We start from the raw sequence: 24160 nt of genomic DNA on the forward strand, positions 1-24160 counted from the left end.
GTGATATTGTCACTTGTACAATTACATCTCTTCAAGATGCTGGCATTGAAGTTGAGATCACAGAAGGCGTGATTGGCTTTATCAAGAAAGTTGACCTGGCGCGTGATCGTTCAGAACAACGTGTTGACCGTTTCGCTGTTGGTGAAAAAGTTGACGCGAAGATCATGTCAATTGAGAAAAAAGACAAGAAAGTGAATCTTTCAATCAAAGCACGCGAAATTGAAGAAGAAAAACAAGCTATGGCTGAGTTTGGTTCTTCAGACAGCGGCGCTTCTTTGGGTGATATTCTTGGAGCCGCTTTACAGCAGCAAAAAGCAATCGCTGAAGAAAAAGCATCGAAGAAAGGGTAATCTTTCTCTCAAGAAAGACTTTCAGAAAAACAGGGCTCTCGGGCCCTGTTTTTCTGTTTTGTATAAATTACAAAGAGATGAAAGTTCTATTTCTTTCAAATTGAGTATTGGTAAGTAAATTTTTAGTTGATATTTTCTTTGTAGATTATATTCTATAGGCTCATAAATATAAGAAGGACATAATAACATGACATCTCTACCTGTTTCAAAAGATTCTATTCCAGCATCTGAATTATCAAAACAATATCCTTCAAGCATTAAGTCAGATTTAGAAACGCTTATTCCTAAATCACAAGACGGTAGGGATAAATTTTTTAACAATGAGCTCAGGGAATTAACACTGACCCAGGATCGAGAAGTTGCTAAGAATAAATCGGGATATATATCATTGCAAGACTTTCGTAGAAGAGTGGAAGCACATTCTCAAGATCAGGTGCTATCCGACACGTTGGGTTGCGACATCAGTAATCAAGAAGAGCTCACCTCATTTTGTCAAGGTAGTGCTTACATAACCAAGGTAAGGATCACTTACGAAATTGGTGATCAAGGCATAGCACAGCTTGCAGATGCTCTCAGATCCAACAATAGCCTGACAAGTATTGTGATTTGGCAAGGGCAAATCGGAGATGCCGGAGCAAAGGCTCTTGCTGCTGCCCTTCAAGAGAATAGAACACTGAAAGAACTTCTTCTTCCAGCGAATCGTATTGGAAATGAAGGCGCCCAGGCCTTTGCGGCTGCTCTTAAAGTGAATACAACGCTGACAGCACTTAGTCTTTCTGGAAATTCAGTTGGGAATGAGGGTGGTAAATTGCTTGCTGAAGCTCTTGAGGTGGATCAATCTTTGACAAGCCTTAGTCTCTTTTGTAATTATTACATTCATGCTGAGGGTGTTATTGCGCTCGCAGATAGCCTCTTGGTTAACAAAACATTGGTCAAACTTGATCTCGGGAGTAACGAAATTGGAAAAGAGGGCTTGAAAGCGCTGCAAGACATTCAAGCCAAGTATCCCAAAAGAGAGATTACATTAGGTTTCACAGAAAGGGATGCCTGATGACAAAAGCATATTACATTGTACACATAACAGTGACTAACCCTGATGGCTTTGCAGACTATTGCAGCAAAGCTTTTACCTCAAAGGCTTTTGGAGGGGAAATTATTGTGAGAACCGACCAAGCAACCCAAGTGGAAGGTGCATCCATCGGAGATATGCACGTTGTTATTGAATTTCCAACAAGGGCTGCAGCAGAGACTTGGTATAAGAGTGATGCTTATCAAAACATTATCAATCTCCGGAAAGAGAACACGATTAGCAACATTATACTTGTTGATGGTCGCGTTTAAGCAAATTATGAGCGGATCAAAGCCATGAGATGGCCTGGTTCAATTTCCATGCGTTCAGTGACAAAAACCTTCTTAATCGTACCAGCTATACCTGCTCTTATGCGCATTTCCATTTTCATTGCACAAATAAGGAAGAGATTTGTAGTTGCTATAATTGGATCATTTTCTTTTATATAAATAGCATCAATTTGTCCTGACACTGTAGACCATACAAGAGAATTTGGGTCGATTTTACTATAAGTAAGTTTTGCGACACAACGCTCATTCAAGCTCAAAAAGTCAATTGTTCTCGCAAAATAGTCTGGGCCTCTTTGAATGATGTCAGCCCTTGTTTGACAAACCATCATGCTCTCTGGAAAGCTTGGTACAAGAGGTTGCCAGATTTGTACTGCTGTGCTGGGATCTGTAAAGAAAAGACGCATCTCATGATTCGTGCTAGAGAGGTTTTTGATATCCTCAGGGCATAGCTCTTTTACAATTTGTGGAAATGAATCTTTTAAAAATAAAGTCATCGTCATTATGGTCTCCTTTTGATTTTTGGTTAAGCGGGCGCCAGGACGACACATAAGAAATAGTCGGGTTTAATAAAAATGTCAAGAAATCTTCATACTTTTTTTACGAAGTGAGCTCGGATAACACAACGAGTGTATCACGTTGATTCACTTTATCTCCTTGTTTCACATGTATTTTTTCAATGGTTCCGGCGATGGTTGTTTTCAGGATATTTTCCATCTTCATCGCTTCCATTGAGAGGATTCCTTGACCGATTTCAACTTTCTGTCCCTGTTCCACAAGCACATTTAAAATGAGTCCAGGCATGGGAGCGAGGATTATATTCGCGCTCTCCTGGTTCTTTTTGAGGGGGACATTCTGCAAATAGGGTAAAAAACGTGACGGATATATTATGCCTTCAATTTTTTGACTATCGTGATAGAAAACAAAGTGATGACCATCTTGCTGAATGCGGCAGTTAAAAGGGATATTCTTGATCGTTCCTCTCCAGAACGAATCACCCTTTTGCCAATTTGATTTGATTGTCTCAAGCGATTTAAGAGATAATGTGATAGGTGTTTTACGATTGGTAATATAGAGCATATAATCTGTTTCGCCGGGAAATGGATTGTCTTGAAGATAAGTCCAGAGAGCGATAACAGATAGTTCTTCAATGATTTTATCGTCGGCCGGTTTGGTAAACTGGTCTTGCGGAAAATAGGTTGGGATAAAGTGTGTTGATATATCGCCACTTTGAAATTTGGGATGTTTTAAAATGCTGGTTGTGAAATCAAGATTGGTTGATATGCCAGATATCACAGTCTCCTCTAAGCTTTGAATTAGACAGTTGATGGCTTCAAGCCGTGACTTGCCGTAGGCAATGACCTTGCTGATGAGAGAGTCATAATAGACGCTGATGCGATCACCTGGCACGATCCCTGTATCAATGCGAAGATTTTCTTTTGGTGGGATTTTGAACTCTTTGATAAGTCCTGTTGAAGGTGCAAAATTCTGAAAAGGATCTTCTGCAATGAGCCTGCATTCAATCGCATGGCCTTTGAATTGAATATCTTTTTGAGAGAAAGAGAGAGGCTCTTTGAAGGCGACTTGGATCATTTCTTTGACAAGATCAAGCCCTGTTACAAATTCAGTAACAGGATGTTCAACCTGTAGGCGTGTGTTCATCTCAAGGAAATAAAAAGAGCGATTTTCATCGACGATAAATTCGATCGTCCCAGCTGAGTCATAACCAATTGCTTTTACAAGGCTAAGAGCGGCTGTTGCCATTTTTGCCCGCATCTCAGACGTCACAAAAGGGCTGGGTGTTTCTTCAATAAGCTTTTGGTAGCGGCGTTGAATGGAGCACTCACGTTCACCCAAATGAACGATATTTCCATGCTTGTCGCCCAAGATCTGCATTTCAATATGGCGTGGATTGGTGATGTATTTTTCAAGAAAAACACGGTCATCAGCAAAATATTTTTTGGCTTCGCTTTGAACAAGAGGCAACTGTTCCTTCAGTTCAGCGACTGAATTTAAGATCCGAATTCCTTTACCGCCACCCCCGCCAGAGGCTTTCAGTAAAATTGGAAAGCCAATTTTTTCTGCGGCTTTTGTGTAGTCTGCAAGTGTTGCTGACTCAGATGAAAAGCCAGGAACGACAGGGATCTTTTGTTGTTCAGCTAAAGTGCGTGAGGTGATTTTATCACCCATCTGATCAATAGCAGTCGGATTTGGGCCTATAAAGGTAATACCTTCATTTTCAATACGTCTTGCAAAATCAGTATTTTCTGATAAAAAGCCGTAGCCTGGATGAACAGCATCTATTTTTTGCTCAAGGCAAATCTCAATGATACGGTCAACATTCAGATAGCTTTTTGTCACAGGTGGGGGGCCGAGGTAATAGGCCTCATGAGCCAATTCAACATGAAGAGCTGTTGCATCAGCATCAGAATAAATGGCAATTGCTTGGTGCCCCATTTTGATGATGGATTTTATAATACGGCAAGCGATCTCGCCTCTATTGGCAACAAGAATGCGTTTTGGAATGAATGATTTTTGACTCATGTTGCCTCAAATTAATCCCATAAAGAAGAGAGTTTCATGGCAATGCCCATGGAGCCTTTGATCTTTAATTTACCTAAAGTGAAAGCCATCATTGGACTTAAAGACCCGTTCATCATTTTTTTGAAATCTTCTTCTTTCACAGAAATATTACAGTCGCTTTCTTGATCATTTAAGATTTCAATCACAGCAGGCTTTTCGCGTGCATCAATGAAAATGCCGCCATTGTCACCAAAATCAAAAGAGACTCGAGCGCCAAGATTTCCCAGTTTGTCGAGTTGTTTTTGAGCTTCATTTAAAAGTTCCATATCCATGAGGGTGCCTTTCTATTTTTGTTATAAAGGGATGTTGTCGTGTTTTTTCCAAGGATTTTCGAGTTTTTTGTTTTGGAGCATGTTAAGAGACTGCGCCAAGAACTCACGAGTTTGTCGTGGGTAGATCACATCATCTATATAGCCTCTTGCTGCAGCAATATAGGGACTTGAGAACTTGTCCTCATAATGTTTGACATGTTCTTTGAGTTTTTCTGGATTGCCTGCATCTTTTTTGAAGATAATTTCAACAGCCCCTTTAGCGCCCATAACAGCAATCTCAGCAGATGGCCAGGCAAGATTAATGTCGCCTCTGAGATGCTTTGAGGCCATCACATCATAAGCGCCACCATAGGCTTTGCGTGTGATAACGGTGATCTTAGCCGTCGTTGCTTCAGCATAAGCAAAGAGGAGTTTTGCACCATGTTTGATAATGCCGCCGTGTTCTTGACTAAGGCCTGGTAAAAAGCCTGGTACATCAACAAATGTGATAATTGGTATGTTGTAGCAGTCACAGAATCTTACAAAGCGGGCTGCTTTGACAGAGGATTCAATGTCAAGACATCCAGCCAACACCATGGGCTGATTAGCAACAAAACCAACAGGCCTGCCATTCACATGACCAAAACCAGTTATCATATTTTGGGCGTGATTGGGTTTGAGTTCAAAAAAAGTTCCATGATCAACAACAGCTGTGATCAGGTCTTTCATGTCATAAGGTTCATGTGAAGATGTAGGCACTAATCTATCAAGAAAAGCCAGATCTCGATCAACAGGGTCAGTTGTGTCAAGCTGAGGAGCTGGTTTGATGTTTGATGATGGCATATATTGAACAAAATCACGCATGCCGAGAAGCGTTTCGATATCATTATCAAATGACAGATCTGCAACGCCTGAGCGAATGGTATGTGTATTGGCGCCGCCGAGTTCTTCAGCTGTCAGAATCTCATGCGTGACAGTTTTAACCACATCTGGACCTGTCACAAACATATAACTGGAATTTTGCGTCATGAAAATAAAGTCGGTCATGGCAGGTGAATAGACTGCGCCTCCAGCACATGGGCCCATGATAAGAGAGATTTGAGGGATCACGCCTGAGGCTAAGACATTCCGCTGAAAAACTTCTGCATAACCGCCCAAAGAGGCAACACCTTCTTGAATGCGAGCGCCTCCAGAATCATTTATACCAATGAGAGGTGTCCTTGTTTTGAGTGCATGATCCATGAGTCTGCATATCTTTTCAGCATGAGCAACGGAGAGAGCGCCGCCAAAAACAGTGAAATCTTGAGCAAAAACAAAAACAGGACGGCCTTTTATGGTCCCATAAACAGTAATGACACCATCTCCAGGAATCTTTTGTTGACCCATATGAAAATCATGACATTGATGTTCAACCAAGGCTCCGAATTCCATGACAGATCCAGGATCAAGGAGAATGTTAATTCGCTCACGCGCTGTGAGTTTGCCCTTTTGGTGTTGTGCTTTTATTTTTTGCGCGCCGCCACCCTCAAGAGATTGCTGTTTCTTTTCAGTGAGTTGATGAATTTTTGTCTGAGCGATGGGCATGTTACGATTCCAACAAATGATCTTTGTTTCAAGCTTAGCATTAATCACATGAAGGAAAATTTAATTTTTAAGCTCTAAAAGAAAGCTGATAGATCTATTGAATGAGTGACGAGATCTTCAGACCAGATGTTTTTTTTAAGGCCATTTGTTGTAATGAAAGTAAAAAAAACTTGTTTATTGGGTTTAAAATGAGATTCAAATGATATCATTTTATTGGCTAAAATACGTGCATAGCTTTTCTCAATAACATAAGGGTCAGATGTATATTTTATTTCACAGAGTGTAATGGCGCCATCGTCTCTATCAATAATCATATCGATTTCTGCTCCATTTTCTGCTGATTTAGAAGGTGGTGTAAAGCGCCAGCGACTTACAATGCAACCAATATTACTCAAATTTAAAGCATCAATAATTTTGTCAGCATGAAGGTGGCATATATTTTCAAAAGCATAGCCGGTCCAACTATTCCATTTAGAAGATTTTGATAATCTAGACCAATAATCAGCCCCTAGAGGGATGTCATTCCGTTGAACAAATTCTTCTATCCAAGTTAAGTAGAAAAGGCAGTAGGGGTCAGTAAGACGATAATGATGATCTCGGGTTTTTTTCCCGTAGGGTGTGAATTTTTTAATAAATCCAGCAGCTTCTAGTTCGTTGAGTCGGTCTTGAAAACGTCCCCCAGCTTTTTTTTCTAGTTTTTTGAGAAGGTCTGCCATAGAAACGCCATATAATTTGGAGCCTACCTCTTTAACAAGCTTGATTGAAAATTCAGGATTGGTGAAAAGAGAATGAAAAAGCCTGGAGAATTCATTATAAAGAAGGCCATCTTGTTTAAAGCAAAGTTCGTTGATATTTTGTGAAAAAGATTTTGCAGGATCTAGATGATTCAAATAATAGGGTATGCCTCCAATTGCCATATAGAGATTTAAGATATCCTGGTTTTTTGCTTTTATTTTCTTTGCAAGAAGATAAGTTTTTGTTTCAGATAAATTAAAGGGTTCTAAGAGCATGGTGCGGGTTGTTCGGTTATGGAGGCCGCCTTTTGCATTGATCAAGTTATTTATCATCCATGAAGCTGCAGAGCCACACACAATGAGTTTCACATTCGGCATTTGGCTCCATTGTGTGTTCCAGAAATAATCGAGATTTTGCAGTAGCTCCGACTTTGGGCTTGCAAGCCAAGGAAGTTCATCGAAAAAAATGATGATTCTTTTTTGTGGCGAGATTTTTTTGAACTCAAATGTCAAATGATTGAAGGCCTCCTGCCAAGATTTGGGTGGTGTGAAAGAGGTTCCTTTTGGGAGCTCGGGATAAAAGGTTTGAGTAAAGGCATTAATAAAATTAGATAGTTGATCTTTTAAGGCGCCATCTTTAAGCCCTGTACATTCTAAATAGATATCATGAGATGAGAAGAACTCATGAATCAGAAAGGTTTTTCCAACACGTCTACGTCCATAGACAGCAATGAATTCAGCTTGTTTTGATGATAGTATTTTTTGAAAAAGAGAGATTTCCTTTTGTCGGCCGATGATGTTCATATTGTGCCTCATTTAATAGTTATTGCCGCTTATGTATATATTATAACCGGCAATAACTATTTTTGCAACTAAGTTATTGCCGCTTATGTGTGTATTATAACCGGCAATAACTATTAAATGAATTTAAAAGATGAGATTATGCCGCTTGCGGACGTCTGAGATGCTGCCGCCGGAAATGCAAGGCCTGAGAGATATGAGTTTTTAAAATGCGTTCTTGCATTTCAAGATCAGCAAGACTACGCGCAAGGCGTAAGATACGGTGATACCCACGTGCAGATAGTTTAAACTTTTCAGAGGCCTCCATTAAAAAATGCCTTGTTAAGTCATCAAGCTCGGTGATGGATTCAAGATAAGGTCCATCAGCATGGCAGTTTAAAAAGGCTGTGGGAGACTCTTCGTTTGGATGAAATTTTTTGTATCTTTCAAGCTGAATGTCACGCGCTCTCATAACACGCTGTAAAATTGTAGCAGAGCTTTCTCCGCCACTTAAACGACCTAGTTCCATTGGGCTAACGGCAGGTACATCAATATGACAATCGATGCGATCATAAATGGGGCCGGAGATTTTATTTTGATAATCCATACCGCATTTTGGCGCGCGGTTACATGCCAAATCATTATCGCCTAGATGGCCACATTTACACGGATTCATGGCTGCAACCAATTGGATATTTGCAGGATAAGTGATGTGATGATTTGCACGTGACACAGAGATATTCCTAACTTCAAGGGGTTGCCTTAAAGCTTCTAAAGATTGAGGTCCAAATTCTGGTAGCTCATCTAAAAAGAGCACACCATTATGGGCAAGAGAAATCTCTCCAGGCATTGCTTTCTGTCCACCACCAACCAGAGATGCTGTTGATGCTGTATGGTGCGGCGTGCGGTAAGGTCTTTGTGCTAAAATTTTGCCTTCTTGAATTTTACCAGCAACAGAGTGAATCATTGATGTTTCAAGTGCTTCAGCCGGCGATAGAGGTGGCAGAATTGAAATAAGACGCGATGCCAACATTGATTTGCCTGATCCGGGTGGACCACTTAGCAAGATGTTGTGTCCACCAGCTGCTGCAATTTCCATTGCAAATTTTGCGCTTTCTTGTCCTTTGATATCACTCATATCACCTTTCATTGGTTCTTGGAGCCGCATGCTGGCAGTTGGTTGCTCAAGGAGTTGAACGCCTTTGAAGTGATTGACAAGAGAGAGCAGATGTGGTGCTGCTAGAATCTGAATTTCACTTGCCCAAGCGGCCTCAGCGCCGCAGGCTTCAGGGCAAATGATACCTTGAGATTTGGATTGAGCGTGAATCGCAGCAGGTAAAATACCGCCAACTGGTGCAATGGTTCCATCAAGACCAAGTTCGCCAAGAGCGAGATATTGGCTCATTTCATCACGTGGGAGGACGCCCATGATTGTCATTAAGGCAAGTGCGATTGGTAAGTCAAAATGACTGCCTTCTTTCAAGAGATCTGCTGGTGCAAGGTTTACGGTGATGCGCTGAGCAGGCAAAGATAGGCCAATAGCGTGCAAGGCAGCTCTGACGCGTTCACGACTTTCAGCAACGGCTTTATCAGGCAGGCCAACGATATTAAAAGCAACAAAGCCATTGCTCATTTGAACCTGAACATCAACATCACGGACATGAATGCCTTGAAAAGTCAGTGTTGAAATACGAGCAACCATGGAAAATCCTTTTGTGTTTAATGTGATCGTGTGTTTGGTAGAAGATGTTTTTCAACACCATCCCAGAACTGTTTTTCAATCTGAGTTTGGTCAAATTGATTAACACCGCGCAGACCTGTTGGCGAAGTGACATTTATTTCAGTCAGATAGGGACCTATCACATCAATGCCGGCAAAGAAAAGGCCTTGTTCTTTTAATGTTGGGCCAATTGCCTCACATATTTCATGATCTCGTTTTGTCATTTCAAGTTTTTGGCCGATGCCGCCTGCTCTGATATTTGAGCGAAACTCCCCTTGTGCGGGTATTCGATTAAGGCCACCAACAAACTGACCGTTGAATAGAATAATACGCTTATCACCTTTCATAACTTCAGGCAGATATTTTTGAACAATCAGCGGGACATTGCTTAAGCGTGCATGAAGGTCGAGCAGAGCTGAGAGATTTCCATCATCTTTCTTGAGCTGGATGACCCCAAAGCCTCCACCATCATAGAGTGGCTTTATCACGATATCGCCATAGTCTTTTCTAAAAGATTCAATGTCAGATTGTGTGCTTGAAATGAGTGTCGGTGGGATCAAGTCTTTGAAATGCGTCATGAGAATTTTTTCAGGATGATCACGAATTGCAGTTGGATTATTGATGAGGCAAACCTTTCCCTTCAAATGTTCAAGCAAATAGGTCGCCGTGATATAGGACATATCAAAGGGAGGATCTTGGCGAATCATGAGTACATCCATTTCCTCAAGTTGGAGTGTCTGTTTCTCACTCTGTGTTAGGGTGAGTCCATCAGCACTAACAGTAAAGGAAACGCCATGTGCAATAAGGCCCCTTGGTGTTAAAGAGAGGCTTGATGGAAGATAATGAAAAAGTTGATACCCACGTTGACTTGCTTCATAGGCCAAAAGAAGTGAACTGTCCCAACCATGGTTGAGGCTCTCAATGGGATCCATCTGTAAGGCAAGTTTTTTAGGTGGTTTAGAAGATTGTATCATAAGGGCCCATGATGTTCGGTTTTTTATTATTCTTTAACTTACTCAAGATTTCCATGACTTGGCGAATTTCTGTTTTGGAAATCTCTTGTGGTTTAACCTCTTTATCATCATTAAGCAATAGAAATTTTTCAAAAGAGGCAATCGCCTCTTTAAAGCGTCCTGTGTGAGCTTGTAAAAGTCCCAGCTGTCTTTGTAATCGTGCGCTTTTTGGTGAAAAAATAAGCATTAAGGAGAGCACATCAATTGAGATATCTAACTTACTTGCTCTTAAAAGGCGTAGTTTTAAATTATTGAGGAGACGTTGGATGATTTCCTTATTCTCACAAGGTTCAAAAAACTCAGGAATCAATTCTGCCTCAGGGCCTAGGCTCACTTTTATGAGGGCTCTTAGTTCTTCAGGTTTACGGATCTCTCCCTTATGAAAGGGATCAATAATGAGCCTGCCATTTTCATCTTGTAGACGTATTAAAAAGTGACCAGGAAATTGAATGCCTTCCATAGACCATCCCAGCATTTGCGCAGCATAGATATAAATGATGCCAAGAGAAATAGGTAGACCCTTACGTCTATCGATGACGCTTGCAAGATTCGCATTTTCAATCTTATCAAAGCTCATCATATCCCCTTCATATGAGAGCTTTTTATAGAGGATTTTGCTTAGAAAAATGGCTTTTTCTTCAATGTCTAATTCTTTTTGCGGCAGAGCCTCTTGAAGGGATTTTTGAATATACAGCAGATGACTGAGGTATAAAGGTAGGTTTGTGTCTGGCAGTAGATATTTTGAAAGAAGTAAGGCTGTTTCAGCGAGGTTAATCTCAGTGTCGCTGGCCTTGCTGACTTTTTGTAGAATTTTTTTGATATCCGTTTTTGTATAGTTTTTTTCGATATCGTTTCCCAGCAAATTAGGAATCATGATTATCTCCTTCCGTTATGATGGTCTTTCTGATTTTAACCTTACATAACTCACCACATCCTTAACATAGCTAATATTTTTTGCGACATCCATGACATGATCGAGTTCTGTTTGTGTGCGTGCAATTCCTAGAAGATAAACAGTGCCTGCTACTGTCTCAATCGTATAGTTGATGGCTTTTACCTCTCTATCGAATGTCAGCTGCGTTTTTAATTGTGTCGTGATCCAGGTATCTTTGCTATATCCGAAAATACCATCGCTATCCTGGACTTTGATTTCATTGATAACGTCCTGAACACCATCGATTTGCCAAGCAAGACGGGCGGCTTCAACGCGGTGCATCGGGTTTTGAACAACGCCTGTTAATAAAACACGACCCTCAAAGACTTTTGTACTGACTTGTTGGAAAATTTCAATATCGCGTTTGAATAATTTATCGCCTAGTTGTAGTTTAATTGCGGCATCTTTGCCGGCATCTTTGAGTTTTTTATCTTGAGCAACACCGACACCAGCCGTTGCGCCTGCGCCAATAGCCATGGTTGCAGGTGTGCACCCTGATGATGAAAGTGCAATGATTGAGAGGCATAGAGCAGAAATAGTGATTTTTTTAAAATTCATGATGTCCTCGCTTTATAAAAGAGTACCCTTATTTTTAAACAGGTCTTTCTCAAGTTTCAAGGATGTTTTTTAAATGAATCGGTAAAGACCAAGGTCTGATGTAGATGGCATCAAATCGATGATTCAGTCGAACATATCGGTCTTGTCTTGCAATATAAGCTGTTGCAGCGCGTTTGATACGATGAAGCTGTGTTTGGCTGATTGCATAAGAGGCCTCTTCGGTTGTTTGGCGGCTTTTAACTTCTATAAAGCAAAGATCATTTTTTCGGCGAGCAATAATATCAATCTCACCAAGAGGCGATTCATAATTATGGTGCAAAATTTTATAGCCCTTGAGCATGAGAAAGATGATAGCAAATCTTTCCCCCCATTTGCCGTAAGAGTGCCTTGCTTTGATTGATTTATATTTTTTGACCACTAATTTGACTCTTTCAAAGACAGGATGAGTTGATAGATTTCTTTTTTAGAGCGTCCTGTTTTGCCAGAAAGACGGTCTCTAATATCTTTGGCAGGTAAATTGAGCTTTAAGAGCTTTCGAATTTGAAGTTGGAGTTCATCTTCTGAGAGTTTAAACTCATCTTCATCTGCGCCCTTGATCAGCAAAACAAATTCGCCCTTGATTGAATCGCGGCTGGCAAGCTGGTCATGTAATTCAGCGGCAGAGCCAGAAAGGCGTTCTTCATAGTATTTTGTAAGCTCTCGGCAAAGAACAACCTGACGGTTATTGAAGATTGTCCGAATATCATCGAGTGTTTTTAAGATGCGATGTGGTGACTCATAAAAAATAAGAGTTGAATGAAACGATTTTATTCTTTCAAGAACAGATTTCCGCTCTCCTGATTTAGCAGGTAAAAAGCCGCCAAAATGAAAATTGTGGACTGGTAATCCCGAGATTGTAAGAGCTGTGATAAAGGCGCATGGGCCAGGTATTGATGTTACATAAAGATTGTGCTCAATGCAAAGTTGAGCAATCTGAAAGCCTGGGTCTGAAATGAGGGGGGTGCCTGCATCAGAGATAAGTCCAATTGCTGCACCATTTTGTATTTGGGCTATAAGAGACGGTCCAAGTTTTTCTGAATTGTGATCATGATAAGCTAATAGCGGTATTTTGATACCGTAGTGATTTAAGAGTTTGGCTGAGGTGCGTTTATCTTCACATAAAAGCAAATTGACCGACTTTAAGATTCGTAAGGCCCGGAGTGTAATATCTTCGAGGTTTCCAATTGGTGTTGCAATAAGGTAAAGGCCAGCCTTTAATTTTTGCTCTTTTGATGGATCGGTAGGGGGCGTGAGCATCTGATTTTCTCTGAGTCAGTGAAGGAAAGTGTTTATTATTTTATAGTTTACAACGAAATGCTTTTCATTTCATCTATCAAATAGGAGCTTGTGAAGGCTTTTTAAAAATAACGAATGGATGTTATTGTTTTTTTAAACGAATCGCTTCACAATGTAATTTGTGTGATCGTAAAATTTGATCAAAACAGACGTGAGATCTTGTTTTCCATCTACCAAACAGCGTTTTCCAAAAATATCAACTAGGAGAAAAATAATGGGAAAGACTTTTAAATTTGTTGTTGTTATTGCAGCTTGTGCAATGTTATCAGCATGCTATTGCTTAATGCAAGAGCACCACGCACCAGCTCAGAAAAAACATGAAAAAATGCATGATTCAGATTTAAAATAAGATCAGTTTTTTCGACTCTAAAACCACCATGGATCATTCCTGGTGGTTTTTTCTTTGTGAAGGGGCGTCTCTTTTTCTATTAGGGACTTTTTAATTGATTGGGTCCAGAATGAGGGTGAGATAGTTAGAGCTAACTTGACAACAGCTCTGTCATAATTCTCTCAGTTATATAGTTATGAAATGAGGATCATAAAATGCAAACAATATTGAAATTCTGTTTAGCCCTTTTTGTCTGCGGCTTCTTGTCTGGTTGTTCAGCAACTGTTTATGAAGGTGGACGCTACAATAGCTGGGATAGAGGCGATTGGGGTTGGGAACACAATGGCTGGGGCGGATGGTATTGGTATAATGATGACTGGGGTCATCGTAACCATCGTCACCATCGTCATTATCGCTAATAGCTGAATTTTTAGGTGATCTTAGAAACCGTTGTGATGCATCAGTGTCACAGCGGTTTTTTATTTATGTCTTGATTGCAATTTGACATTGAAAGGTTCATAATAGGGACACACATTGTGTCATTTTGAACTGAGGTATGGGGTAAGCTAATGAAACATCTATCAAGAGCGCGTTTTTTTCTGGTTATGATTTGTATGTCTGTCTTGCTTAATGCTTGTCAACCCTATTTACCTTGGGGCAAATCTTCATCTGCGCCTCAAGAACCTAAAAAGAACGATGCTCAGCAAGCTGCAGTGCAAGAACCTGCTTATGAGCCGATATCAAATGCAACTCTTGGGCAAAAGACAAAAATTGGCCTTTTGCTTCCTTTGACAGGTCGTGGTCGCGAGGTCGGTCAATCATTGCTCAATGCATCACAACTTGCTTTATTGGAAAGCAAAGCATCACACATTGCGCTTATTCCGATTGATACAAAAAGTCGTGAAGAAGGTGCAAAGCAGGGCTTCAATCAGTTGAAAACTGAAAATGTGAGTATGGTTATTGGCCCTTTCTATTCGCAAGATGTTCAAGGGATTTCTCATAAAGCTTTAGATGCAAAAATTCCAGTCTTAGCCTTTTCGAATGATACAGTGTTGGCAAGGCCTGGTATTTATATGATGGGATTCCATCCTAACGATCAAGTGCGCCGGATCGTTCATTATGCCTTATCAATTGGCAAGACGAAATTTGCGATTTTATCCCCTGATACGCCTTATGGTCGTTCAGTCACGGAAGGTGCGCGTGAGGCAATTAGGCTTGCCGGTGGTGATCTTGTTGACAGTAAATCTTATCCAGTTGCGATACGTGATTTTACGTCATTGATTCAACAGATGGGCTTTGCGGGAGCAGATCCCGCTGAAAAGAAAAAGCCTCCGTTTGATGCTTTGATTCTGGCAGATAATAAAGATAAATCTGCTCGTATCCTCACTTCATTCCAAGGGCTTAACATTGATATGGGTGATGTGAAAGTTCTAGGAACTGGACTTTGGGATGAAGGAAATAGCCCAGATTCACTTTATGGTGCGCTTTATTCTGCGCCGCCTCTGAAAGAAAAACAAAGTTTTGAGGCCAATTATCAAAAGGCTTTCAAAAAGACGCCGCCAAGATTAGCAAGTCTTGCCTATGATGCAACAGCACTTGCTATTGTCTTGAGTCAGGCAGGAAGCTCACCAGATGCATTTACACCGGATAAAATTACAAATCCGACAGGCTTTGTTGGGATTGATGGTGTTTTCCGATTTGCGTCCACAGGTCAGATTGAAAGAGGATTAGCCGTTTTAGAGATTACCCCCCAAGGTGCGGTCCTGAAAGATCCTGCTCCCAAGAGTTTTTAAATCTCCTGTAGCTCTCTTTATATAGAATTTTAGAGTCTTGCCTATTCTTGATTTGAAGAATGGTGCCTTGTTTTACGCATCTTTTTTCGGGGAGAAGTGAATATAATTTGCATTTTAAATAAAATTGTGGTAAAATTTTTATAAAGTTAGGTGTTCTAACTTTACACTGAATTAAAAATGAGAGTCAACGTACAATTAGGGAGGTTAAGATGAAATTTCTAAAAGTAATGTTTTGTGATGTAGACCATGGAACATTGATGCGACTACCTTTTCTTGGTCATTATGTTGGGTTGGTCGTTTTATCAATGCTTGTTATGTTTGCCTACATGTTTATGATGGGTCTTGGTATGGATATGACAATGATGGTAGGAGGGCACTTGATGCTCTATTTTCTTTTCATGTTGTTTGTCTATTATGGATTCTTTGTTTTGTCCGTTAAACGATTTAGAGATATGGGCATGATGCACTCAAAAATGATGGGCTTGTTATTTGTTTTCCTTGGATACATGATGAATGTATTTCAATATGGTATGCCTATGATGCTGACACATTTCCCGATGCTGCATGATATGATGATGAAATTTCATCTTCATATGGTGTTTTCAGTATTGTTTTTTGTATTAGTATTGATGCTGCTTTTTGTGCCATCAGGCTATATGAAAAAGTAACATAAATATCATTCTGGCAGGGGAGTTGTTAAAATTCTTTTCGCCAAATTATAAGTAAACCCAGCCCGCACTAAGCGGGCTAGGTGCTTTTGGAGGAGTTCGGGGGGCAAATCCTGTTTTCGAGAATAAGGCCCTAGACGCTTTTTCATCGCATAGCGCACAGCCGCTTCATGATCTGGGTTAAAGGTATCATCTTCATCACGGTTTACCTCCTCACAATAGAGTGCATAGGCTTCTTGGATATCTTCTTTTGAGAGAGATTTTTGAGTGAGGTACTGTTCAATCCATCTTTTTGATTTGCCGCTGGCAAAACTGCTGCGTATTTTCATCAAGGCATATTGGGTATCATTGAGGTATTTCAAGGATTCAAACTTTTGAATAAGCGCTGAAAGCAGGTTTGAGATTTGATCATTGGTGATTTTATCAGAGAGATCCCATTTTAAAATTTTGCGGCGCATCACCTCTTCAAAATTGGCTTTTGAGCTTGTGTAGCGTTGTAGATAATAGAGTCCTGAATTTTCAAGACGACGTTCAATTTTTTTCAGTGATGGGTTGCTTTCTGGTAATGACATGATGCTCTTTCCCTTTTCATCTAATTCAGTGTATCATGTTTGATAGAAAACAAGAAAGGGTTCATATATGAAAACGAATAAGGGATATAGGAGGGTTAACTGGGTCGGTATCTATACGCTCTCCTTTCGTGAGATTAATCGATTTTTTAAAGTCTATGTCCAAACAGTTGTCGCACCTGTAATCTCGACACTCTTGTTCTATTTGGTATTTCAGCTTGTCATGAAGCGTGCCGCAAGTCCTTTTGAAGATGTCAGCTATCTAGAGTTTTTGGCGCCAGGCCTTATTATGATGAACATGGTACAAAATGCTTTTGCCAATACCTCATCGTCTTTGATGGTAAGCAAAATGCAAGGAAATCTAACAGATGTTTTACTTGCGCCTTTGGGGCCTATTGAGCTGACCGTGAGTTATATGATTGGCGGTATTGTCCGTGGCCTTGCTGTGGGGGTGACGGCGATCTTGATTTTGATGTGGTTTCATCCTTTTCATATTGATCATTTCGGCGCACTCATATTGTTCTCAATTCTGGGATGCGCGATGCTTTCCTTAATGGGGATTGCAAGCGGTATTGTGATTGATAAAATGGATCATATATCAGCCGTTACAAATTTTATTATTACGCCCTTGACCTTTCTATCGGGGACTTTTTATACGATCGATCATTTACCGCAGGTGCTTCAAAATCTTACTCATGTGAATCCATTCTTTTATATGATTGATGGCTTTCGGTATGGGTTTATCGGACATGCAGATGGGTACTTGACTTATGGAATATATATGTTAATAACTATCAATATCATTTTGTTTGTGAGCTGTTATAAGATGTTTGCATCTGGTTACAGGCTTAAATATTGAAGTGTTGGGAGTATTTTTAAGATGTCTACTTTGCCTAAGGTTGTCGAATTTATTCAGCCCTTTCAAATTGAGAATTTGAATTTACGTGGTCGTATCGTTCATTTGAACAAGATTTTGAATCACCTTTTGAATTCACATAACTATCCTTATGCCGTAGCGAGATTGCTCGCTGAAACTGTAACAGGCGCAGCAGTTCTGGCACGCACGATAAAATATGAAGGCCTCTTCACCCTGCAAACATCTGGTAATGGGCCTGTGACTATGATGGTGGTTGAAATTTCAACAGATGGCATGATAAGAGCTTATGCTCAATATAGGCCAGATAAATTGGACAAGATTCTCGCCGTTGCAACACCTGAGGAAGTAGAAACAAGTGATATTAGGACCTTTCTTGGCAGTGGATATCTTGCTTTTACGGTGGATCAGGCAACGAATAATGATCGGTACCAAGGGATTGTTCAATTAACAGGTAAAAATATCGAGGCAGCCATTCAAGCTTATTTTAAAGAATCAGAGCAGATTGATACGGCTTTTAAGATTGGTGTTTCGAGACTTGAGAGTGGTGACTGGCATGCGACAGGTCTGATGCTGCAAAGATTGCCTGAGGAAGAAGATCATTTAATTTCTTCAGATGCGGTTGATGGTTGGCGACGGGCTATGATTTTTATGAGTACATTAACGCAAGAGGAAATGGTCAATCCAGATCTTTCAACAATCGATATATTGTACCGGCTGTTCAATGAAGATGGCGTGAGGATATATGATCCACACCCGCTTTATAATGGATGTCGCTGCTCGCGTGAAAAATTAGAAAATGTTTTGAAGAATTTGCCAAAAGAAGAGCTTGAGCATCTGGCGGAAGATGGTACAATAACAGCAACATGTGAATTTTGTAAAACTGATTATGTCTTCTCCCGGAGTGAGATTGATCAATTTCAAATAAGTCAGACGCCTGAGTTAACAACAAATAAGAAGAGAGATGAATCATGAAAAAACTTTTTTCCATTTTCCTTGCCCTTTTTTGCATTACCCTTTCTGGTTGCGGTGACAAAGAGGTTTATCGTGAGCCTGAATTAAGTTTTAGCCATTTGCCAAAATTCAATTTGGATGTTGCCCATATTTACGTAAAGGATGACACAGGAGAAGAGGCTATCCCTCCATCTTTATCAAAAAATAATTTAAAGCCGATGCCGCATGATATTATTCGTTCAATCGTTGAAGAGCGCTTTGTTGCGCATCATAGTAATCCTGATAGTTTCTTAAGCCTTGAAGTGGTTGAGGAAAAAATCAAAGAAGTGCCAGTCACAGATGACGGGCCAATCAAAGAAGGATTCTGGGAAAAAAATGTCGCAAGCCATTTTGAGCCAAGCTATAAAGCCTATCGTATTGAGATGAGTATAAAGCTTCATGGGATTAATCAAGCGCGTCATTTTGATAAGACATATACGCTGAATGCTTATCAAACACTCCATATCCCAGATAATGCATCATACAATGATCGCAATTTCCGTTGGTTCCAAGCCTCTGAAAAATTGGCGCAAAGACTCAACAAAATTCTTGATGAGAAAATGCCTGAAATTTTCAGAGAGATTTACTTCTAAACATTCTGGGATGATGAATTGACAGGTAGGCCATTTAGCGTTTCTAATTGTGGACAGTGTGATAAAATCTCTTTAATCCGTCCTGGAGTCATAAATTTGGCTGGAATGATCAAGGATTTGAGCTGTCCACCAAGACCTGTGCTTGCAGGGGCAAGTTGAACCGGCGTCATTGATTTTAGGTGTTTTGAGAGAATATCATGAGCTGATTTTTCTAAGTTAAAGATCTTTGTTAAATGCTCTTGTAGGTTTAGCGGGGCTAAGGCATCATCTTTAATGATCTTTTGAATTTCTTTTAGTAAGTGTAATAGATTATGTTTGGAAAAGCTTTTTTCTTTAGCTAAGGCGTCTAATTTCAATCGAACGCCCCATAGTTTTTCGGCTACTTCAATTTTTGATGAGTCTTTGGTATTTGCTGGGAGCTCTGATTTAATTTCAAGGAGTAGATCGTATAGAGAAATGTGCGAAATATGAGTGTCACTCGTTATTTTACCATTGAGAACGATGGCAAGTAATTTTCGGACAGTTTCCAGTCTTTCATATTGTTGTTTTTCTTTTTGAGAAGGCCCAATTCCTTTTAGCATTCTTATGAGATGCGCATAGAGAAAAGTCTTGATATCCAGATTTAGGTTTTTGAGATTATGGCCTTTTTTCAAAAGAAAAGATGAGAGCCTCAGAGATACGTAATTTTCAAAAGAAGAGAGATCTAAGCTTTCTAATTTACTGATATGCTTGCTATCAGACTCAAGGATATTAAAAGGAATATTGCCATGCCCACTGAGACCAAGGTGTTTGAGATGGGGCAGATTTTTAGGCATGTAGGGAAGATCGGTGAGATTCCCTGTTCCATTTAGGCTGAGCATTTCTAGATGAGGAAAATATTCAAGGACATTTTGGAACACTGCAGCATCAATGCCATTAACATGATCATAAACGAATGATTTCAAGGGGGGGATGAATTCTGCTTCTTTCAGAGCTGCCAGAATATCTATCAGGATCATATGATCAAAAGGTGCTGGAAAGTTTGAGAGGTTCAGATGTTCTAGTTTTAGGCATGATCTGAAAAGCTTGAGTTGAAAAGCAGAGCAAAGAGCTGCAAATTCTGCCTCTGTTTCTTGAGGGAAGTCTTCTGAATCTTCTATGCTAAAATAGCATCCAGAAAGATCTAATGATTTTAAATTTGGACATTGAAGGAGAGCCTCAAGGATTTTATGATTGAGATTGGTATTTGATAGATTGATATTTTTAAGGAAATCTTTGTTTTTTAAAATTAAACTAGCCAGTGCTTCTTGAGAAGCTATTGTTTCAAGTTTTACATCCGCAAGCTCCAGATGTCTTAGTTTTTTTATTTTAACAGAAAGAATATTAAAAGTGGCTGCACTGAGGTTTTTACATCTTGTAAATGACACAGATCTACATCTTTTAAGATGAAGAGCATTCAATAAATCCCATACTGTACTTGCAGAAAGTTTTGATTGGTTTACTTTTAAAACTCGTGGTTCTGATAAAACTGGTGGTGCTGAAGGTTTGGCCTTTTTTTGAGAGGGAGAGGTTTGAATGTTAGAGCGAGAGGTTTGGATGTGTGTCACGATTTCTTGATCGGTGCTAAAGATAAGAACCTCTGATGGTTTAGTTTTGGTGCGGTATTGGAAAGAGCGCGCTATTTTTGGTGATTGATCAGAACTATCCTCACTCTTGCTTTGGGAGCGTGTCATGACACTTTTCTCTTTTATGTCTAGGCTAAAATCTTGCGCAGGTGCTTTGCGAATGGGAGGTCTTTGTTTGTGATTTTCAGAAGAAGAGACTGATGATGAGGATGAATCTGATGAGGACTGAGCCTTAAAGGACGGTGGTGAATTTGATGATGCTTCTTCAGATGAATCTTCATTAAAGATCGTCCGGAGCAAGTTTTGTAATTTAATATCTGACATGAGCTGCCTCCACTATAAATATCTAAAAATAAAATAAACTATGCAGTCATTATATCATATTTTATGATAAATAAAACAATATTAGTGTGAGGCTTGAATTTTTAGATCTTTTAGGTATTTAGTTGCTCTAAAAGGTCAACATTATTTAGAAATTGTAGATTGGTACAGAATCTAAAGATTTCACGCAAATGGCTTGTCTTGGTATGATGCTTTGCAACAGTCAGAGAGGTTAATTGTTTGCCAAGGCCTGGGATGTCTTTCTTTAAGTGAAGGCCGTCAAGGATGAACCGTAAATTTTTAAATGATAAGGTTGGTATGTCTACTTCAAGGGCTTGGAGGTTGCGGGCATTTCTTAAAAGGAATACAACAAGAGGAAAATCAAGCAGTAGAGGGCAAAATGAGATGTTGAGTTCCTCTAATTTTGGAAAATGCTGATTACATTGTCTAAGGGAATCAACAGTGAGCCTAGGTTGATGGCTAAGGTTAAGGTGTTTAAGATTAGGAAGGCTTGACTTATAAAAAGGCAGATCGGTTGAGCGTCCTGTATTCATAAAACTTAAAGATTCAAGAAGAGGCAGTTGTTTGAAGAGAGATTGAAAATGAGTCACATCTTCATCAACCCAAGCTAAATCATTTAGGCCTATGGCCAGTAATTTAGAATTGGCAATAGTGTGAATATCTGTGACATGAAAGGGGAGTAAAAATGAAGACACATCAAGAAATTCTAAGCTAGGGCAAGAGGTGAAGAGTGTGGGGAGGAAATTAATTCTCATTTTCAAGAAGCTAAAAAAGGCTTCATTTTCTGTGTATTTATGTGCTTTTCTCAAGATAGCTAGATCTTTTTTAAAGGCCCTGGCCTTAGGGTCTGTTGTCTTTTTCTTATCCATGTTTCCTGGCAGATGCTTTGCCAAAGCATCTTTAAAGGCCATGATGACTTCTGAAGATGTTAAATTTTTATCTATTGGCTGATTTGGGTAGATAGACTGCATAGTTTCTGAGATTGCGATAAAGATTTCTGGAATAGGGTCTACATATGTATGCTTATGATGAAGACTATGAAGGCGATTTATTGTAGAGTCCGACGCAAGACAATTTTTGAGTGTGTCATCTGTCAGTATGAAAGCTTCTAGGGTGGCGTGTGAGAATTTCTCGGTTTCAAAGAAGTGACTATAGTCCTTTTCGGCAAACGGTAAAAAGGAGAGATGCTGATGAAAAAACAAGACCATTGACATATCGAATGGCGATAAGTTTAAAGATGACAGTTTTTTTTGAGAGATTGAAAGAGCGCGCCACTCAGGAGTAGAAAATGTTCTAAATTTCATAAGGGCTTGCCAATCGTTATCATTCAATTTTAAAGCGGCTCTTTGATCTGACTTTGTATAAAGATGCGTGAGGCGGTCCCATGATTCTTCTGGTAGAGATAATAAGTTGTATTGGAACGGTGTTAGATTTAATTTTGTTAGTCTTTCATTGGCTGATGTTATTTTGATTAATTCCTCAAGATCATACTTTTCAACAATCACTTCAGGATTATTATAAGTCCAGAGCTTGTAGACATCTTGCCACCTCCAGTGGGGTAGATCTAATTCAAACATCTCTTCTCGAATTTTCTTTTTTAAGTCCAGCAGAACTTCCCAATTCTCAGTAGGTAGATTCACAGCCTCTCGAATATCCGGATTCTGTCTAAATTCTTTAAGCGCTTGCCACTCTTCATCAGAAAGAGCGACAGAATCTGATGAGGCGCCTAGATTTTTAAAAGTCAGCAAATGAGCCCATTCTTCTTGTGAAAGATGAAGCGACTCTAAACGACAGACAAGCTTGATAGATTTTTTAAGGCTCTTGTTTAAAAGGTGTAAAAGGTGTTGATCAATGCAGGTTAAAATACTATCAAAAAAATGTGATGTCATTTTATCGTAATGAAAATTGACATTTGTGAGATTCAGGAATCGTAATTCGGAACACTGCATGATGGCTTGTAAAACACTGTGATCCAAATTCTCACTATTGATAAAATTTAAACTGACGAGTGTTTTACGATGAGCAAGAATCAGGGCTGCAATAGATTGATTTACATCGCGATGATTAAAGTTAAGGTTTGAGAGATCCAGATGTTTAAGTTTACGACTTTCTGCGGTGATCATGTTAAAAGACTCTGTATTTAAATTGGAGCAGCCATCTAAAATAAGAGCTCTGCATTTTCTTAAGGCGATATGATTGAGCATCACTTGAAGCTGTGATGCACGTATTTCTGATCCTTTAAAATCAAGTTCTATAGGGCGGTACTTTTCTGAATCTTTTAAGCCATTGATAAAGTTCTTGATGTCCTCAGGAGAGTTAAAAGAGACTGCTCTCTGAGATTGTGAACGATGATGGAAAAGCATTCTGCGGTGATTATGATGAGATCTATTGTCTCTGATTTTCGTGGATAGCTTTTCCAACACAGAGTTTCCTCTGTTTAAAGAGGGTGATGACATCAGGTTCATTTTGGATCCTGTCCGTCGACCCATGGGCGGTGTTGTGGGAGGGGAGCCAGCCTTGGTTGGAGAGTTTGAAGAATCGGGGGTTGATGAACCCCTGGAGCCTCTATGAAAGATACTATCCTTTGGTGGTGAATTAGAAGGCGATCCATCAGGTGTTCGCATCGGACGAGACATGATTTTGCGACCAGTTGTCGGGCTTTCAACGTGAATAAATTGACTGGGTTCTTTTTTTCGCTTGAGAGTGGGTGATCGCTTCTGAACAGATTTTTTGCGAGGTTCGGGTGATCCTGAGTTTTCATCCATCTCAAATATGGGTTCAAGGTCATTTTCTCCAGAGGCCTTGATTGCAGTGGTTATTTTATTTATAAATACCATGACAGCTCTCCCTTGCATGCAAACAAAAAACCATTCTTTATCGTAAGATAAAAAAGTTAAAATAAAAGGAGTTTTTTGAAATTGTTAATTTTAGAAAGATAGGCTAGTGTTGGCTGGGTATTATTTTTACGCCATCCATTTGTGTAGAATGATTTACATGAGCCTCAAAGATGAAGTGCCTGCCACAGTAAGGACAATCGATCTTGCCTTTATCTGTAAAGGTTAAATAAACTTGCGGATGCCCGAGAGGGCCTTGTCCACCACTGCAACTAAAGGTTTTATCTGGTAGGGTAATTGTTTCAGTTTTTTGAGCCACAGGACACCTGTCTGTTGATATATCTTTTTCCTAAATTATATGATT

24 protein-coding genes are annotated in these 24160 nt (G+C 39.7%); 9 read left to right on the plus strand and 15 right to left on the minus strand.

Annotated elements, in window-relative coordinates; genetic code table 11:
* The 3 genes from KBF71_03760 to KBF71_03770 form a co-directional block, all read left to right on the plus strand.
* Positions 1-350, plus strand: a 350-nt coding sequence (locus KBF71_03760) for a S1 RNA-binding domain-containing protein (GenBank protein ID MBP9877432.1), incomplete at its 5' end; no start/stop codon positions are given.
* 187 nt (positions 351-537) lie between these two features.
* Positions 538-1401 (plus strand): hypothetical protein, encoded by an 864-nt coding sequence (locus tag KBF71_03765; GenBank protein MBP9877433.1) that lies wholly within the window; start codon positions 538-540, stop codon positions 1399-1401.
* A complete protein-coding gene (locus tag KBF71_03770; protein MBP9877434.1) occupies positions 1401-1691 on the plus strand; it encodes a DUF1330 domain-containing protein in 291 nt (96 codons plus the stop codon). Before KBF71_03765 ends, KBF71_03770 begins: the two co-directional genes overlap by 1 nt.
* A 5-nt stretch (positions 1692-1696) precedes the next feature.
* On the opposite strand, the gene KBF71_03775 is transcribed toward KBF71_03770, so the two are convergent.
* The 11 genes from KBF71_03775 to rsmI form a co-directional block, all read right to left on the minus strand.
* Complete coding sequence (locus tag KBF71_03775; protein MBP9877435.1) at positions 1697-2209, minus strand: acetyl-CoA carboxylase biotin carboxyl carrier protein subunit; 513 nt, start codon at positions 2207-2209, stop codon at positions 1697-1699.
* Positions 2210-2306: 97 nt separating this feature from the next.
* Positions 2307-4250, minus strand: coding sequence for an acetyl-CoA carboxylase biotin carboxylase subunit (locus tag KBF71_03780; GenBank protein ID MBP9877436.1), 1944 nt, complete (start codon positions 4248-4250; stop codon positions 2307-2309).
* A gap of 11 nt (positions 4251-4261) precedes the next feature.
* A complete protein-coding gene (locus KBF71_03785) occupies positions 4262-4561 on the minus strand; it encodes an SCP2 sterol-binding domain-containing protein (GenBank protein MBP9877437.1) in 300 nt (99 codons plus the stop codon).
* 21 nt (positions 4562-4582) lie between these two features.
* Positions 4583-6124, minus strand: coding sequence for an acyl-CoA carboxylase subunit beta (locus KBF71_03790; protein ID MBP9877438.1), 1542 nt, complete (start codon positions 6122-6124; stop codon positions 4583-4585).
* Positions 6125-6198: 74 nt separating this feature from the next.
* Positions 6199-7662 (minus strand): ATP-binding protein, encoded by a 1464-nt coding sequence (locus tag KBF71_03795; GenBank protein ID MBP9877439.1) that lies wholly within the window; start codon positions 7660-7662, stop codon positions 6199-6201.
* Positions 7663-7798: 136 nt separating this feature from the next.
* Entirely contained in the window at positions 7799-9340 is a 1542-nt protein-coding gene (locus tag KBF71_03800; GenBank protein MBP9877440.1) for a YifB family Mg chelatase-like AAA ATPase, read from the minus strand.
* A 17-nt stretch (positions 9341-9357) separates the two neighbouring features.
* Positions 9358-10332 carry a glutathione synthase gene (gene gshB, locus KBF71_03805; GenBank protein MBP9877441.1) on the minus strand — a complete coding sequence of 325 codons (975 nt, stop codon included), beginning with the start codon at positions 10330-10332 and terminating at the stop codon, positions 9358-9360.
* A complete protein-coding gene (locus KBF71_03810; protein ID MBP9877442.1) occupies positions 10316-11245 on the minus strand; it encodes a transglutaminase family protein in 930 nt (309 codons plus the stop codon). The genes gshB and KBF71_03810 overlap by 17 nt, the downstream gene beginning before the upstream one ends.
* 15 nt (positions 11246-11260) lie before the next feature.
* Positions 11261-11863, minus strand: coding sequence for a BON domain-containing protein (locus KBF71_03815; GenBank protein MBP9877443.1), 603 nt, complete (start codon positions 11861-11863; stop codon positions 11261-11263).
* Between the two features lie 49 nt (positions 11864-11912).
* Positions 11913-12281, minus strand: a complete 369-nt coding sequence (locus KBF71_03820; protein MBP9877444.1) for a YraN family protein — start codon at positions 12279-12281, stop codon at positions 11913-11915.
* Positions 12281-13159, minus strand: a complete 879-nt coding sequence (rsmI, locus tag KBF71_03825; GenBank protein MBP9877445.1) for a 16S rRNA (cytidine(1402)-2'-O)-methyltransferase — start codon at positions 13157-13159, stop codon at positions 12281-12283. Before rsmI ends, KBF71_03820 begins: the two co-directional genes overlap by 1 nt.
* 582 nt (positions 13160-13741) lie before the next feature.
* Between rsmI and KBF71_03830 the strand changes: the two genes are divergently transcribed.
* From KBF71_03830 to KBF71_03840, 3 genes are all read left to right on the plus strand, one after another.
* On the plus strand, positions 13742-13945 hold the full coding sequence (locus KBF71_03830; GenBank protein MBP9877446.1) for a hypothetical protein: 204 nt from the start codon (positions 13742-13744) through the stop codon (positions 13943-13945).
* Positions 13946-14095: 150 nt separating this feature from the next.
* Positions 14096-15319 (plus strand): penicillin-binding protein activator, encoded by a 1224-nt coding sequence (locus tag KBF71_03835; GenBank protein MBP9877447.1) that lies wholly within the window; start codon positions 14096-14098, stop codon positions 15317-15319.
* Between the two features lie 209 nt (positions 15320-15528).
* Positions 15529-15987 carry a hypothetical protein gene (locus KBF71_03840; protein MBP9877448.1) on the plus strand — a complete coding sequence of 153 codons (459 nt, stop codon included), beginning with the start codon at positions 15529-15531 and terminating at the stop codon, positions 15985-15987.
* An 8-nt stretch (positions 15988-15995) separates the two neighbouring features.
* Here the strand turns inward: KBF71_03840 and KBF71_03845 are convergent, their stop codons facing one another.
* On the minus strand, positions 15996-16559 hold the full coding sequence (locus tag KBF71_03845) for a RecX family transcriptional regulator (protein ID MBP9877449.1): 564 nt from the start codon (positions 16557-16559) through the stop codon (positions 15996-15998).
* Between the two features lie 67 nt (positions 16560-16626).
* Between KBF71_03845 and KBF71_03850 the strand changes: the two genes are divergently transcribed.
* The 3 genes from KBF71_03850 to KBF71_03860 are packed head-to-tail and all read left to right on the plus strand — an operon-like array spanning position 16627 to position 19016.
* Positions 16627-17415 (plus strand): ABC transporter permease, encoded by a 789-nt coding sequence (locus KBF71_03850; GenBank protein MBP9877450.1) that lies wholly within the window; start codon positions 16627-16629, stop codon positions 17413-17415.
* Between the two features lie 21 nt (positions 17416-17436).
* The gene (locus KBF71_03855) at positions 17437-18405 is read left to right on the plus strand and encodes an Hsp33 family molecular chaperone HslO (protein ID MBP9877451.1); all 969 of its coding nucleotides are present in this window, start codon (positions 17437-17439) and stop codon (positions 18403-18405) included.
* A complete protein-coding gene (locus tag KBF71_03860) occupies positions 18402-19016 on the plus strand; it encodes a hypothetical protein (protein MBP9877452.1) in 615 nt (204 codons plus the stop codon). The genes KBF71_03855 and KBF71_03860 overlap by 4 nt, the downstream gene beginning before the upstream one ends.
* Here KBF71_03860 and KBF71_03865 read toward each other — a convergent pair.
* The 3 genes from KBF71_03865 to KBF71_03875 all read right to left on the minus strand — a co-directional run bounded on the left by KBF71_03865 (position 19013) and on the right by KBF71_03875 (position 24115).
* A complete protein-coding gene (locus tag KBF71_03865) occupies positions 19013-20944 on the minus strand; it encodes a hypothetical protein (GenBank protein ID MBP9877453.1) in 1932 nt (643 codons plus the stop codon). The two genes, KBF71_03860 and KBF71_03865, sit on opposite strands and share 4 nt — an antisense overlap.
* A 110-nt stretch (positions 20945-21054) precedes the next feature.
* Entirely contained in the window at positions 21055-23799 is a 2745-nt protein-coding gene (locus KBF71_03870) for a hypothetical protein (protein MBP9877454.1), read from the minus strand.
* A gap of 103 nt (positions 23800-23902) precedes the next feature.
* Complete coding sequence (locus KBF71_03875) at positions 23903-24115, minus strand: zinc-finger domain-containing protein (GenBank protein ID MBP9877455.1); 213 nt, start codon at positions 24113-24115, stop codon at positions 23903-23905.
* Positions 24116-24160: the final 45 nt, after the last annotated feature.

The organism is Alphaproteobacteria bacterium, assembly GCA_018063245.1.
Lineage (GTDB): Bacteria > Pseudomonadota > Alphaproteobacteria > JAGPBS01 > JAGPBS01 > JAGPBS01.